This is a genomic window from Holdemania massiliensis AP2 (assembly GCF_000327285.1).
GTDB classification, from domain to species: domain Bacteria; phylum Bacillota_I; class Bacilli_A; order Erysipelotrichales; family Erysipelotrichaceae; genus Holdemania; species Holdemania massiliensis.
Map to the genome: position 1 here is coordinate 925,186 of NZ_HE998567.1, position 15,096 is coordinate 940,281.

At 48.4% G+C, this 15,096-nt stretch carries 14 protein-coding genes; 1 reads left to right on the forward strand and 13 read right to left on the reverse strand.

The window, feature by feature from the left end; all coding sequences use genetic code 11:
* Positions 1-44: 44 nt before the first annotated feature.
* The 12 genes from murD to BN162_RS04395 form a co-directional block, all read right to left on the reverse strand.
* The gene (murD, locus tag BN162_RS04335) at positions 45-1,385 is read right to left on the reverse strand and encodes a UDP-N-acetylmuramoyl-L-alanine--D-glutamate ligase (RefSeq protein ID WP_020223856.1); all 1,341 of its coding nucleotides are present in this window, start codon (positions 1,383-1,385) and stop codon (positions 45-47) included.
* A gap of 1 nt (position 1,386) precedes the next feature.
* Positions 1,387-2,349 (reverse strand): phospho-N-acetylmuramoyl-pentapeptide-transferase, encoded by a 963-nt coding sequence (mraY, locus tag BN162_RS04340; protein ID WP_020223857.1) that lies wholly within the window; start codon positions 2,347-2,349, stop codon positions 1,387-1,389.
* Positions 2,340-3,806, reverse strand: a complete 1,467-nt coding sequence (locus tag BN162_RS04345) for a UDP-N-acetylmuramoyl-L-alanyl-D-glutamate--2,6-diaminopimelate ligase (RefSeq protein ID WP_020223858.1) — start codon at positions 3,804-3,806, stop codon at positions 2,340-2,342. The genes mraY and BN162_RS04345 overlap by 10 nt, the downstream gene beginning before the upstream one ends.
* The gene (locus BN162_RS04350; protein WP_020223859.1) at positions 3,757-5,673 is read right to left on the reverse strand and encodes a penicillin-binding transpeptidase domain-containing protein; all 1,917 of its coding nucleotides are present in this window, start codon (positions 5,671-5,673) and stop codon (positions 3,757-3,759) included. Before BN162_RS04350 ends, BN162_RS04345 begins: the two co-directional genes overlap by 50 nt.
* An 834-nt stretch (positions 5,674-6,507) precedes the next feature.
* Entirely contained in the window at positions 6,508-6,918 is a 411-nt protein-coding gene (locus BN162_RS04360) for a hypothetical protein (RefSeq protein ID WP_147612137.1), read from the reverse strand.
* 181 nt (positions 6,919-7,099) lie between these two features.
* The gene (locus tag BN162_RS04365) at positions 7,100-9,283 is read right to left on the reverse strand and encodes a penicillin-binding protein (protein WP_020223862.1); all 2,184 of its coding nucleotides are present in this window, start codon (positions 9,281-9,283) and stop codon (positions 7,100-7,102) included.
* 6 nt (positions 9,284-9,289) lie between these two features.
* Positions 9,290-9,592 carry a hypothetical protein gene (locus tag BN162_RS04370; protein WP_020223863.1) on the reverse strand — a complete coding sequence of 101 codons (303 nt, stop codon included), beginning with the start codon at positions 9,590-9,592 and terminating at the stop codon, positions 9,290-9,292.
* Positions 9,593-9,596: 4 nt separating this feature from the next.
* Positions 9,597-10,535 carry a 16S rRNA (cytosine(1402)-N(4))-methyltransferase RsmH gene (gene rsmH / locus BN162_RS04375; protein WP_020223864.1) on the reverse strand — a complete coding sequence of 313 codons (939 nt, stop codon included), beginning with the start codon at positions 10,533-10,535 and terminating at the stop codon, positions 9,597-9,599.
* Positions 10,532-10,957, reverse strand: a complete 426-nt coding sequence (gene mraZ / locus BN162_RS04380) for a division/cell wall cluster transcriptional repressor MraZ (protein WP_020223865.1) — start codon at positions 10,955-10,957, stop codon at positions 10,532-10,534. Before mraZ ends, rsmH begins: the two co-directional genes overlap by 4 nt.
* 278 nt (positions 10,958-11,235) lie before the next feature.
* Positions 11,236-11,391 (reverse strand): 50S ribosomal protein L32, encoded by a 156-nt coding sequence (gene rpmF / locus BN162_RS04385; protein WP_006058885.1) that lies wholly within the window; start codon positions 11,389-11,391, stop codon positions 11,236-11,238.
* 13 nt (positions 11,392-11,404) lie between these two features.
* Complete coding sequence (locus tag BN162_RS04390) at positions 11,405-11,908, reverse strand: YceD family protein (protein WP_020223866.1); 504 nt, start codon at positions 11,906-11,908, stop codon at positions 11,405-11,407.
* A gap of 145 nt (positions 11,909-12,053) precedes the next feature.
* Complete coding sequence (locus tag BN162_RS04395) at positions 12,054-12,986, reverse strand: alpha/beta hydrolase (RefSeq protein ID WP_020223867.1); 933 nt, start codon at positions 12,984-12,986, stop codon at positions 12,054-12,056.
* A 158-nt stretch (positions 12,987-13,144) separates the two neighbouring features.
* Between BN162_RS04395 and BN162_RS04400 the strand changes: the two genes are divergently transcribed.
* Positions 13,145-14,257, forward strand: coding sequence for a tRNA(Met) cytidine acetate ligase (locus BN162_RS04400; protein ID WP_020223868.1), 1,113 nt, complete (start codon positions 13,145-13,147; stop codon positions 14,255-14,257).
* A gap of 345 nt (positions 14,258-14,602) precedes the next feature.
* On the opposite strand, the gene tagD is transcribed toward BN162_RS04400, so the two are convergent.
* Positions 14,603-14,995, reverse strand: coding sequence for a glycerol-3-phosphate cytidylyltransferase (gene tagD / locus BN162_RS04405; RefSeq protein WP_020223869.1), 393 nt, complete (start codon positions 14,993-14,995; stop codon positions 14,603-14,605).
* Between the last annotated feature and the right edge of the window lie 101 nt (positions 14,996-15,096).

Here is a 15,096-nt window from a genome sequence, read left to right on the forward strand (position 1 = left end):
AGCTGAACGGCGGATCTTTTTTCTGTTTTCTTTGAAGGAATTGTTCAGTCCGGCTGGGATGTTTGAGAAGCGGCCATACTTTGCCGGGCAAGCGCATGCACCTGCTCCTTGAACTGACGGCCGCGCTGCTCATAGTCGGTAAACTGATCCCAGCTCGCGCAGACCGGCGACAACAGGACAATATCGCCCTCCCCAGCCAGCTGATAGGCCTGATCAACGGCTTCCTGCATTGTTTCCACGACGATGGCATCCGGACGCAGCGCCTTGAGCTGAGCGCGGGTTTCGCCATAGACAATCATCGTTTTAATCCGTTCCAGAACCGGCTTCAATCCTTCAAAGCCGGTTTTTTTGTCATACCCGCCGGCCAACAGGATCACCGGTTTATCAAAGGCATTTAACGCTACACAGGTCGCATCGACGTTGGTGCCTTTGGAATCGTTGTAATAGCGCGCTCCCTGAATTTCAGCCACGAACTCAATGCGGTGTTCCACCCCTTTAAAGGCTTGGATGCCCGCGCGGATCTGATCGGCGCTGACGCCCATTTTTATAGCCATCGCTGCCGCGACCATCGCATTCTGCAGATTGTGCTTGCCCGGCAGATGCAGATCGCTTAACGCAAACAGCGGCTGATCCAACAGCCAGACCTGATCTTGCTTAACGCATAAGTCAGCCGGTTGCTTCAGCGAAAACGTCACGCCCTGGCAAGGCAGATCGGTACAGCGGCGGACGATTTCCGGATCGTCTAAGTTAATCAGAAACCAATCGTCATCGCGCTGATTTTTCCAAACCCGCATCTTGGCCTCATAATAGGCGTCCAACGATCCGAAATAATCCAGATGATCCGGGGTCAAATTCATACAGACGGAAACAACCGGATGAAATTTTTCCATGGCGACTAACTGAAACGCTGCCACTTCCAAGGCGATATCCGTCTTCTGATCTCCCTGTTCGCGCACGATTTCACTTAACGGCACGCCGATATTGCCGGCGGCCCGGGCATTGGGACGCTTGCGCTGAAGCAATTCCGCCAGCAGCGTCGTTGTCGTCGTTTTGCCGTTGGTCCCGGTCACCGCCGCATAGGCAAACTGATCGGTAAACCACGAAGCCACTTCGATCTCATTGACAATCCGCACTTGTTTCTCAACAAAGTACTGCACAAATGGAGCCTGATAGGGAATTCCAGGATTTTTCACGATCAGATCCCAGTTTTCCATCTTTAAAAACTCCGGATGCCCGTGGTCCAGTACCTGAACCCCGGCTTCTTCCAGTTCCCGCTTGGCATCAATTTGCTTCATATCCGTCAGCGTCACCGCATGATGATGCGCGGCCAATAACAGAGCCGCCTGAGTTCCGCTGCGGGCAGCACCAATAATTAAGACTTTCATCCTACATCACTCCTATCAGAAAGCCGGCCACTGTACAGACCAGCTGCAAAATCCAGAACATCAGAACGACCTGCGTTTCCCGCATGCCGCCTAAAACAAAGCTGTAATGAATCGGGGTATAGCGGAAGACCCGCTTCCCGCGCAGCTTTACGGAAGAAATCTGAATGATGACGCACAGCGTTTCCCATACGAATACGCCACCGATCACCACGACGGCAATTTCCTGCTTTAAAATCATGCCAACCGCGGCCAGCGCACCGCCCAAAGCCAGCGAACCGGTATCACCCATAAAGATTTTGGCTGGATGCGAATTGTATTTCAGAAACCCCAAAAGCGCCCCCATCACCGCCATGATAAACGTTGCGATCGCCAGTTTTTCCTGCTGCAGCGCAAACATCACAAACGGCGCAAAGGCCAGAAAGCTGCACCCGGCTGCCAAGCCATCCATGCCGTCCGTCAGATTGACGGCGTTGGAAGCTCCGGTAAACATAAAGAAGACCAGCAGCATATACAGTGCGCCTAAAGGAATCACCCACCGAACAAACGGAAGGATGACATCGGTCGAAGCATTTTGACGGTACATAAAGAAGAACAGCACCGCCAGAAGCAGCTGCAGAAAGAACTTGTACTGCGGCTTAAGCCCTTCGTTGTTCTGGCGGATCACGATGATATAATCGTCCAGAAATCCGATCAGTCCATAGCCGACATACGCCAGCATCACGATCATCGCCTGCAGATCACGGATCGCTGAGGGCTGCAGGATAAGCGTGACCAATAACGGCGTCAGCACAAACACGATGCCGCCCATCGTCGGCGTCTTCTGCTTCTGCTTGTATTCTTCCAAGGAATACTCGCTGACTGTCTGGTTGTAGTTGATTTTATGTAGATAGGAGATCAGCATCGGCATCGTCACTAAGACGATGATGAGGCTGATTCCAAAGGCACTGACTAATGTTAGAAACATGTTTCTTTCCTCCCCGCCTGCCCCAGCCATCGTTCAATCCATTCCCGATCGCTGAGACAAGTCATTGTCGTGTCCTGGATCAGGGAAGTTTCCCCGCCTTTTCCAGCGACTATTATTATATCATCAGTTTGCGCGCCGTCGAGTACAAATTTTATCGCTTCTCCCCGCTCGCGGATGATTTTCTGCCGGCCGTCGCAGCCCTCGGCAATCTGCGCTAAAATTCGATTCGGATCTTCAGAGCGCGGATTATCGTCGCACAGCACGACGTGATCGCAATACGTACAGGCAAGCCTGCCCATCTGCGGCCGTTTGTCCGCTTCCCGATCACCGCCGCAGCCAAACACGACCCATAGCTGCCGTCCGCGTTTGTCTGCCATCGTTCGCCAATGCTTCAGCATCGCTTCCATCGCGCTGGCAGTATGGGCATAATCCACAACGGCCAGCACCGGATGCTCCGTCACAATTTCCATCCGGCCCTCCGGCAGCCGGGCATGACGGGCAAAGTCCAGCATTTTTTCCCAAGCCAGATCCAAGGCAAATCCGCAAGCCAGGGCAGCCGTCAGGTTATAGCGGTTAAACGCTCCGGCCAGCGGCGTTTCAATGCGGTGATCGTTCAGCTCAAAGGTCAGTGAATTCCAGGTTTCCGCAATCGGTTTGATTCTAAAATTGACGCTTTCCTCTCCATAGGTAAACACCGGTCTGCCGATCTTCGCCAGCCAACGCCGAGTAATCGGATCATCCTGGTTGAGAATGGCCGTGCCTTTTTCCTTTAATTTTTCAAACAACAGAAATTTCGCCTGTTGATAGGCTTTCAGCGTTTTGTGATAGTCCAGATGATCCTGCTTCAGATTCGTCAGAACTGCCAGATCAAAAAACAGACCATCTACCCGATGCATTGCCAAAGCCTGCGAACTGACCTCCATAATCACGACCTCAACCCCACGCTGACAAGCCTCATCCAATAACCGCACCAACGTCAAAGGATCCGGAGTTGTATTGGGACTGGCGCGGTTTTCGCCTTCGATCAAAATCCGGCCGGTGCCGATCAGACAGCACCGCCGTCCATTTTCGCAAAACAGATCGTAAAGCAGCTGGGTGACAGTGCTCTTGCCATTGGTTCCGGTCACGCCGATCATCGTCAGCTTCAATGCTGGATAATCATAATACGCCTGAAGCAAAAGCGGATAAACAGAGCGTGGATCCGGATGCACGAAAGTTCGCTCACCCGGCTGATCGCTCAGAACATACCCGCCGCGTTGGCGCACGAGCTCTGCCCATTGCCGGCCGTCTGTTCGTGTTCCTTGAAGCGCGACAAACAGACCATTTTCACCAATTTCCTGCGCGCGGTCGCTGATGCCGCTCAATTCCACCGTTTCCTGACATTCGATTCCGATAACCCGCAACAGCTCATTTAGCCGCCGTCTTCGGGCAGTACAGCCAGACTGTTCCTTGTTCATCAATTTTCACCCCCGGACTTGGCAGCTGATCCACAACGACATCCCCTTCGCCGACCTTCACCAGCTTCAGATTCTCATTTTTCACTTTTTTGTATTCCTGACCGATATAATCCCCAACCTCGATTGTGACCGGATCAGTCCACAGCTTGATTTTCGCCATCTGATCATCCGTTCGCTTCACCTCATAAAGCGTCAGAACATCTTCCAAGACATTGCGGACAATCGGCGAAACAACCGTCCCGCCATACTGAATGTTGGACTTCGGCGCATCCAGCGCAATATAGACGACAATCTGCGGATCATCAATCGGCGCGGCGGCAATCGTGGACAGAATATACTCGCCGCTCAGATAAGCTCCGTCCTTGGCTTTCTGGGCAGTACCGGTCTTGCCGCCGATCTTATAGCCGTCGATATAGGCACCTTTGGCTCCGCCCAGCGCAACGACACTTTCCAAAGCATAGCGCATCTTAAAGCTGGTATCCTCGCTGATGACCTGCCGCACGGCATTCGGCTTAACCTCAACGATCGGATCTTTGGTTGTCGGATGCAGAATGGCCTTGGTGATATAAGGCTGATATAATGTTCCGCCGTTGACAATCGCACAGAAGGCTGTGACCAGCTGAATTGCCGTTACGGAAATGCCCTGACCAAACCCCGTTGTCGATTGTTCCAATAAACCCCAATCGTCAGTATTAAACAGAATACCCTTGGCTTCACCCGGCAGATCAACGCCGGTTTTCTGACCAAATCCGAACTTATCCAAATATTCGCTCAGATTGTCCCCGCCCAGCATCTGCGCGATATGCACAAAACAGGGATTGGACGAGTTCTGCAGACACTGCATATAGGTCTGCTGCCCATGACCTCCGGCTTTCCATGACTTTAACCGCGCTCCCTCTACGATTTCATAGCCGCGGTCATAATACCCATCGTGTTCCATATCGAACAAACCTTCTTCCAATCCGGCAGAGAACGTCACCGTCTTAAATGTCGAACCTGGCTCATAGCTCATCCAAACCGGCAGATTGCGGTTATAGACCGATTCATCATAATCCTGATAATGATTAGGATCAAAGTCCGGCTTGGACACCATCGCCAGAATTTCTCCGGTGTTGGGATTCATCGCCATTCCCCAGGCGGAATCCGGATTGTAGCGCTCCATCGCATTGTTTAATTCCCGCTCCAAAATACTTTGAATCCGCGTATCAATCGTCAGCATGACGTCCATTCCCTGACCCGGTGCTTCATAGCGTTCCGAATAGATCTTGACCGGATGACCCTTGGCGTCAAACGGAATTTTCATGCTTCCCTTGTTCGCTTTCAGAATTTCCTCATACTGCAGTTCCAGTCCGGCTAAGCCCTGATTGTCAACACCGGTAAAGCCCAAGACCTGAGCCAGATAGGCGCCGTTGGGATAATAGCGCAGGGAATCCTGAACTAAATACACTCCGGTTAAATCCAAATGATCAATCGCCTTGGCCTGTTCGTTGGAAATCAAGCGTCCGTAAGGCACAATTCGTTGTGTTGAAACCTTGCGCGTAATCTGCGTGTAAATTTTATCTTTTTCTGTTTGAAGAATCTCTGCCAGCAGCTGCGCCGTACTTTCGGGATCTTCAATCTGGGCCGGTACAACCATCACAGAAGTCGAGGGAATATCACTCGCCAGGACTTCGCCGTTGACATCCAGCAGATTGCCGCGCAGTCCGGAAACTGGAAAATCCCGTTCCCATAGATCCTGCGCTTTGGAGAATAAGCTCTGCCGATCCAAAATTTGAATCCAGGCCAGCTTTCCGATGATCAAGGCAAAAATGACCGTACCGCCGATCACGATTTTATTGATGCGTTTTTTGATCCGCGTACTCAGCATTCGATCACCTCTGCTTCATCCTATGAAAAAAGACCCGCAAACATGCGAATCTTTCTTTTGTCTTTTGTTTGCGGATCTTCAAGATGACATTTTGCTTTTAGGATTCGCCCCCATCAGCCTTCCCCTTGTTCTGACGCATCTTCTTTCCTTTAAACCCGTTTTTGCGGATGCAATACACAGGAGAATCCGTCAATTCCGGTATGTTTATTCTGTTCAAAAATTGAAGTATAAAAGCAAACTCCAATTCAGCGTTCTTCTAATTCAGATGAACTTTTTCATTAATTTACAAAATCAACTCATAAAATCTGTGCTGTAACCTTACTTTTTTCTATTTTTGGCGGGGCTTTTTCCAATTTTCCGCAATATTAAACCTGTAGGGTCTTTTGTTTACAGCGGCTGCCCGTCCGGATGGATCATTGTTTGATTCATTGTTTTCAAGCTTGTTTTTCTGAGCTTAGGAAAGGAGGGGCTTTTTATGAAGCTATTCATAAAACTTTTGAGCTCTATTTCTCTTTCTGAATTCATACTGATCGTCCAAACAACGATCCTGTTTCTTGAATACAGACTGAAAATTATAGATCGAAAAAGAAAAAACGCCGCACTCTCTCACAAAGACCGGCGTTTATCTGTCCACCACTTCCCTCGTAAGAGGTAGTGAATGACGGGTATCGCTGTTGCAAGCGATCCTACCTTTATATTATAGAACATTCCTGAGTTATTTCAAGTTCTTTTGTTTACTTTCACCGGGGATAGAGGAAAAAGAAAACTGTATCAACTTAAAACTGCCGATTGATCTGCAGTCTCTCTGAATTCAGAATAATCTTACGGTCTTCCCTAGCTTCTTTGTTTCATAATCGATGGATAAACCGAGGTTAGATTATGGGTGTTAATGGTATCCGTAAACCGATATTTCTTTAATTGTCTGCGTAGCTCGTTTATGATCTCATCCTGATTTTGAATGATCTTTTCCTGTTCTTCGATCATTGTATCCCGGTTTGTAATTTGGTCATTGAGTATATCATGGATTTCTTCGATTTCCTGTTTAATATCCTCAACGGTATTTCCCTTATCCAAATCCTTTGTTTTCAGATTATAAAGCTGAACTTTCACCTCTTTTGTTCTGAGCATTACTTCTTGATTCACTAGGAATAAAATAAATCCCTCATCAAAATAATCAGCATGCACAAAGTACAGTTCCGATGATAAACGATTTACATTTTGCGTTAAAACATTGGTGTTTTTCATATTTTCAGTGTAGCACACGAAAGCAAAGTGTGCAACGGAAACGACTTTTGAAAAACAAGAACAGGTATAGAAGTCTTTGTTATGTGGATTTAAAAAAGGTCATCCGCGTTTTGCCGATGACCTATCCGGATTTTTCAATTTTTTCGTTGAATCCCTCAGGAACTATTTAAACAGCTTTTTCCTATTCCTGCAGTACAACTTCAATCGCGGTCTGTTTGTTCACCAATGTGCCCGGCGGAATGTTCTGCGAAGTCACTTTGCCATACCCGTCAATCTTGACTGGCAGACCGCTGGCTTTCCAGAAACCGCTGACTTCCTTACGCGTCCAGCCGGTCATATCCGGCATGCTGATCTGATAGGTATCCGTTAATAAGAACACCTTCTGACGGGTGACGACCAGGTCTCCCTCCTGCGGAAACTGATCGATAATCTCATCACCGCCGCCGAGGACAATCACCTCACATTCGCTCTCCGCCATCTTGTTTTGAGCATACTCCAATGAGTGATTGATCAGAGAAGGCATCGTTGATTCATGGATCGGAACGATTTCCGCGGATGGTTCTTTGGGTTCAGCCGCCTCCAGCTGTCCGGCAAAATTATAAGTCATTGCGACTTTGCGCAGCACGGATTTAATCGCATCGGACTTGACATGGGCATTCTTATCATATTCCGCCTGAAAGGCATAATACACTAATATTTTCGGATCTTCTGCCGGCATCGCCGCCATTAAAGAAACAATCGTCTTGCCGGTACTGTAACCACCGCCGCCCACAGCTGCCAGCTGCGTTGTTCCCGTTTTGGCAATGATCGTCGTCTCAGGAATCTGATAAAAACGAGCGGTACCGTCCTCGCGATTGGCCGTATCGTACATCAGCTGCTGCACCTGCTGTGATGTTTCATAGCTGATCGGATTGCCGACAACCTGCGTCTGTCCCTGATACAGGACATTCTGATCATCATAGGAGGAGCGCACCTGATCAATGACATACGGTTTGACCATCGTACCATCATTGAAAATAGCGGAATACGCCTGAATCATCTGCAGCATTGTTACTGTCGAGCCCTGTCCGTATGTCAGCGCCAGTTTATCCGCCGGCCAAGTGAAGTTTTTAACACCGGTGGTTTCCGCAATGCCATCCGTATCAACCAGCTTAAAAAAGCCGAAGCGGTCCAGATAGTCCTCATAAACCTCCGGTTCAATCAGACTTGTAATAATGCTTGCGGTAACAACGTTGGAGGAATACACCAATCCCAAGTCATACGGAATCATGCCCCAGCTTTTTCCGGAAGCATTGCCGATACATCCGATTTTGCGGGAATCTCCCTGCGAAACGCGATACGGCTTACGGTTGGAGGCCGCATAACAAAACTTAGAGCTGTCAACCAGCGCGCTGCCGTCATACGCCCCGCTGTCGATCGCGGCGGCATACGTAAATACCTTCATCGTTGACCCCGGCTCATACGGCATCTGTGAAACATAGTTGACATAATCATCAATATTCATCGTGTTTGGGTCAAAAGAAGGCGACTGACCCCAAGCCAGAATCTTGCCGGTTTCCACTTCCATGACCGAACCCCATACCTTATCCGGATTGAATTCAGCCTGCGTCTGGACAAATGCGGACTCCAGCGCTTCCTGAATCCCCTGATCCAAGGTTAAAATCACGTCGTTGCCGTTCACGGCGCTTTTTTCTTCCATCTTCATACCCGGCAGAATATTGCCATTTTTATCAGCCTGATACCGTTTATAACCATCTTCACCGCTTAGTGCGGCGTTCATATACTGTTCAATTCCCATCTTGCCGCTGACTTCTCCGCTGTCATCGGCCTGGGCAAACCCAATCAAATAAGAAGCAAAGGTCCCCAGGGGATAGGAACGTTTTGTCGTCTGAACGAATTCAATGCCGTTAAGGTCCAGCGCTTCGATCGCTTCCTTAGTTTCCCGCGGCAGATTTCGGCCTTTATTGCCCAGTTCAACCTGCTTGGCGTTCTTGGTCAGATAGCCGTAAATCGTAGATTCCTCCATGCCTAAAATGGGCGCCAGCGCCCGCGCGGTTGCCAGCGGATCGTCCACATAGGCAATTTCACCCTTGCGGCTCTGCCGGTCCTTATCCAGCACGGCGATAATATTATAAGTCACGTTATCCTGGGCAATGATCGTTCCATTGCGGTCTAAAATATATCCCCGGCGCGCCTGCTGAACCTGACGATGGACATTGCTCGCAGAAACATAGTCCGTCAAATCCGTGCCGCTGCGGGCGTGAACCTTGACGACGGCCACTAAAAAAACATTCGCCGTGACCAGTCCGCTGATCAGCAAAATTGCCAGCAGAATCAGCAGTATCATGCGATTGCTTTGCCGCATTTCTGACTACTCTCCAGTTTTGGCAATGGTCACAATGTTCCCCTGATTTTGGGTCATGCCATCCTCGGCGGCGATGCCGGTGACGCGGTCGCGGGTGCTCAAGCTCTGAACTTCAATCTTTAAAGCGTCATTTTCAGTCTGCAGTGCCGCGATATCGCGGGATACGCTCTGTTGGCGCGCGCTCAGTGAGTTGTTATATGTCCGTAAGAATAATGAAGAAGAAACATAACAAACTGAGGCGAAAAAAAGCAGCACTGCAGCAAATCCTTCTAACCTTAGCTTCTTCTTCTTTTTCACTAACTTAGCCATGATTCTAATCCCCTATCCTTTCTAAAACGCGTAATTTCGCGGAATGTGATCGATTGTTTTCCGCCAGTTCTTCACCGCTTGGCAAAATCGGCTTGCGGCTGATCAGACGGAATTTCGGCTGTGTGATCTGACTTGGCAAAAGCGGTATCCGCGGATCAATTTTCTCCACGCTGGAGGCTTGTCGGAAGGCTTCCTTCACGATTCGATCTTCCAGTGAATGAAAAGTGATGACCGCGATCCGGCCGTTGAGATTCAGCAGAGACATCGCCGCCTGCAGGCCTGTTTCTAACGAATCCAGTTCGCGGTTGACCGCGATCCTCAAAGCCTGGAACGTCTGCTTGGCAGGATGTCCTTTCTTATTGAGCACTTTGGCTGGCAGCGCCTTTTTGATCACATCCACTAATTCAAAGGTGGTGTTGATCGGGCTGACAGCTCTCGCTTTGACAATCTGCCGGGCAATGGAGCGGGAATAGCTTTCCTCGCCATATTTCCACAGCAGTGCACTTAATTCTTTTTCTTCCAGTTCATTGACGAGATTCCAGGCTGAGATCGGCTGGCTCTGATCCATCCGCATGTCCAGCTGCGCCTCATAGCGATAGCTGAAACCCCGCTGGGCATCGTCAAACTGCGGTGAAGAAACGCCCAGATCCATGACGACTCCATCAACGCCATGCACACCCCGCAAATTCAGCTCATCCTGCATCTGAGCGAAATTAGCACGGATCAGAGTCACGCGATCCGCAACTTCCGCCAAACGCTGCCGGGATTCTGTTAAGGCCTGTTCATCTAAATCAAAAGCGTATAATTGACCGGTCTGCAGCCGCCGGGCAATTTCCAGGCTGTGACCGCCCCGTCCCAACGTTCCGTCAACATAAATTCCGTCCGGCCTGCAATTCAAAGCATCGACGGACTCTTTAAGCAACACACTGTAATGTTTTATCATACGAGAAACTCCGTGAGCTGTTCGGCAACATCCTCAAATGAAGCGCTGGCTTCATTGTAGTAGTCGTCCCAGCGTTCCTTAGCCCAAATTTCCACGTGATCCGCAACTCCGACCACAACACATTCTTTTTCAATTTTGGACTCTGTGATTAAAGCGGCAGGCAATAAAATTCGTCCCTGGCTGTCCAGTTCACACTCCGCCGCTTTGGACGTCAGCATGTGAATATACATCCGGGTTTCCCGTTTAGTGGAAGGCAGCCGTTTCAGCTGCTCAAACACGGCGTCCCACTGCGCCATCGTATAGGTGCGCAGGCAGCCGTCAAGACCGCGGGTAACGACAAAGCGATTGCCCAGTTCATCGCGAAAGCGGGCAGGAATGATCATTCTGCCCTTGGCGTCAATGTTATGTCTGTATTCGCCCATGAACACGATCAATCACCCACAATCTACCACTTTATGCCACTTCACACCACAATTATAACACTGTACACGCAAATGCCAAGAATTTATTTTAATAAAACGTCATTAAGTTGTCATAATTTGTTAACCAATTTTTACCATTTGGCTTAAACACAGGCTTTTTGTCGAAGATGATCAAAATAAATCAAGTTTTGTTTCTTAATCTAATTGAATTATTTTCAACTTATCTATTAAAATAAAAAAAGATACCGGATTTGATCTTCCGATATCTTCTTTTTGTTTTATTTGCCGTTGTAGGAACCGCAGGAGCAAACGCGATGCGGCAGCTTGTATTCACCGCAAGCCGGGCATTTAACCAGCGTCGGAGCCGTCAGCTTGAAATGCGTTCTGCGTTTTGCCTTTCTTGTCTTAGAATTTCTTCTCTGTTGTACAGCCATGTGTCAGCACCTCCTAATCATCAAACTTGAATTCTTTCAGTTTCGCTAAACGAGGGTCAATTTCTTGTTTTTTCTGCCGGTTGTAATCTTCTTCCCTGATGACTTCCCAGCCTTCTCCCTTGGGATAGGAAATTCCGCTTTTGACTACTTTGAGCGGAACTTCGGCCAGGATCAGCTGAAAGACGACCGGGTAGAGTTCAAGTACATCCTTCTTCAGAACATGAACCTCATCTTCCTCGCACGGAAGGAAAGAGAACACTTCGTGAGAAGAAGTCTCAAACGGCACGATGACGTCTTCCAACGACACCGCGCAGGGAACCACCATATCACCCGTGATCTTGAGATCCGCTTCAAAACGCTGCAGGTCAGGATCATAATGTCCGCTGCCTGTCACCGTTACGTTCTTCAAATCCCGAAGACGATCCGTTGCCCAACTTGTCGGATCAAAAGTTACAGCCTCGTTAATTGTGAGTTCTTGATTCCCTTGATTGATCAGTTCAGCCTTAGACCATTTCACGCGCAGTTCACCCTATTTCGTTAACAGCCTTTATTATATGTAAAAACCAGACTAAAGTCAATGATAACTTTTAAAGCTTAACATCGGGTTTTTTCGCCAGTCTGAAAACGCTGCAGCTGGAGTTTTTAAGGTAATTTTCAGATGATTATTCCGCCTTTGAAGCCGGCTGCAGATCAGCACAGCCCTCCACCTTGCGGCTGATCCAGTCGAGAATCTCCGCCATGACCTGATCCTTTTCTTTTTCATTGAGCAGTTCATGCCGCAGGCTTTTAAACACCCGCATCTCAATATCGTCATACCCAGCTTCCCGCAGCGTCGCCGCCGAGCTTTCCAAGCCCTTGCGACCGCCGGTAACCGGATCATCGCCTCCGGCAATAAACAGCACCGGCAGCTTCGGGTTTTTAAGATTCCACCGCATCAGATCATGCATGTCCTGAATTCCATAGAACATATCGTCATAGGCTGAAGCCGTAAACATGAAGCCGCACAGCGGATCCGTCATGTAGGCATCAACGTTGTCCGGATTTTTGCTCAGCCAATCCAGAGAGGTACGGGGATTGGGAATTTGCTTATTAAAGGATCCCTGAACCAGCTGATCGAGAAACTTGCTGCGGTAATGATCGCCTTTGAACGTGATGATTGTTTTCGCCGCGATCCGACCGAGTGATGCCGCCGGATTGTAGTTTGGCGCTCCGCATAAAATCAGTCCGTTAAGCAGGGCATCGTAGCGTTTGACAAAGCTGCGCGCCATGATCGATCCCATGCTGTGGCCGAACAGGATCACAGGGATATCCGGATATTCCTGTTTGACCTGAATCATTAATTCATACAGATCATTGACGCATTTCTGCCAGCCTTTATGCTTATTGAAATATCCCAGCTCATTCGCATTAACGGCACTGCCGCCATGTCCGCGATGATCGCTGGTGACGACGACAAATCCCCGCTCTGCCAGAAACTGGGCAAATTCGGCATACCGCAGCCGATGTTCTGCCATCCCATGCGAAATCTGGAAAATCGCCCGCGGCTGGCCTTTCGGACGATAAATCGTAGTCGCTATCTTTTGTTTTTCATCCATTATTTTTGTTTCACCTCGGATTCCGTGTTTATTATATCATAGCGATTCTCTGGTTTGTGAGCATTTCACGAATGTTTATGGTATCATAGTGAACGATAGCGGAAAATACTGCTGCAGTTCTGCTTAAGTCAGGGCTTGGAAAGATCTGGAGGTTGCTTATGAAAGCATGCGGAATCATCGTTGAATACAATCCGTTTCATCACGGACATGAATATCATATTGAGCGGGCGCGCGCACTCACCGGCTGTGATGTTTTGGTCGCAGTCATGTCAGGAAACTTTGTTCAGCGTGGGGAACCGGCGATTTTGGATAAATGGAAGCGGGCGGAAACCGCTGTCCGGCATGGAGTTGATTTGATTATCGAGCTGCCCTATCCCTGGGTAACTCAAAGCGCCTCGCATTTTGCCCAAGGCGCGGTGACGTTGTTAAAACAGGCGCAGGTTTCAGCGCTGGTCTTTGGATCGGAAAGCAATAACCTGCAGGAACTGATGGAAATCGCCGCAATGCCGATCAATCCTGATCATCTTAAGGAGTCCATGGGTGAAGGTTTGGCATTTCCGAAGGCTTACGGACTGTGGGCAAAAGCGATGCTGCCTAACGATATCCTGGGCGTCGCTTATCTGAAGCAGCTGCAGGACAGTTCCATTACTCCGTATACAATTCAGCGCACCGTTGGCTATCATGATACAGAGCTGCAGGGCCCTATCGCCAGCGCCAAAGCGATACGCCTAGCCGCAAACGAAGGGTATTATTCCAACGAACAGACACCCATGGCCGAAGCTCTGGAAAACGGCCCGCGTGTTCAATTAGCCCAGTTCTATCCTTATTTAAGAACTTTGCTTCTGACGATGCCTGCCTCCAACTTAAAAACCTATTTTCTGTTCTGCGAAGGCATTGAAGTCCATTTGGCTCACTGTGCAGAAGTTTCACCGGATTGGGACAGCTTCATTAACGCTGCAGTGAACCGCCGTTATACTCGTTCACGGATTCAGCGAACCTGCCTGCAGCTGTTGTGTCAAATTCATTGGGACGAGATCCGCAGCCTGCCGCCGTTAGATACCCTTCGTCCGCTGGCCTTCAACGAAACGGGAAGACGTTATCTAAAACAGCTGCGTGCCAGTGAAGTCCGCATCGCTTCCCGCTTCGCTGCCGTTGCTGAGCCTTACCGACGACTGGAATATCGTACAACCCAGCTGTATGCTTCCCAAATGGAGGAACCTCAGCGACAGGCCTTGTTAAAAAAAGAAATCGGCGGACCGATTTTACTTTAATCAAGGATAACGGATCAAGGAAACTGCGGCATGGACTGCAGTTTTTTTTGTATTTTAAGCAAGTAATCTTGCCCATTATTGATCCTTTTTAAAACAAGTTTCATAAAAATTTGAATTTCTGGTATAAAAGTTCAACTTTCTTCGATTATCAGTGGGACTTTTTCCATTTTTCCGCAATATGTATAATGGAGAGTTAATGATAAACATGATTTACAAGTTTATAAGCTCATCTTAAAAAGCAGCAAAAGAAAAGAAGTCTGCATTTCTGTAAGTTTTATTTTCAGAAATAGCCCAGACTTCTTTTTTTACTGGAACCTCTGATTCAGCTGCGATGAATCGGCTTCCTTATTTCAGCTTCTCCAGATCTTCTTTAATTTTCGTTGTCGATATTCCTTCTGTCCGCGGTAGATACACCACTTCGCAATAAGCTTTCAGTTCGTCAAACTTGCCTTCCCAATCATCGCCCATGACAAAGACATCCGCATGATATTCCTGGATATCCTTGGCCTTTTGACCCCATTCATTCTCAGGAATAACTAAATCTACATAGCGAATAGCCTCCAGCATCATCTTGCGTTCTTCATAGCTGTGATAAGCCTTCTTGCCTTTAATCGCATTAAACTCATCAGTTGATAAACCGACGATCAAATAATCCCCCAATTGTTTCGCGCGCTTTAATAAACGGATATGTCCCCAATGCAGAAGATCATAGGTACCGTAAGTCAATATTCGTTTCATGATGAATTCCTTTCCTTCATTTATCATTATAACAAAAAACTAACTTGAAGGAAAACTTTCATTCATCCGTCGACGGTTTCGATTATTTTCAAGCTTTCCTT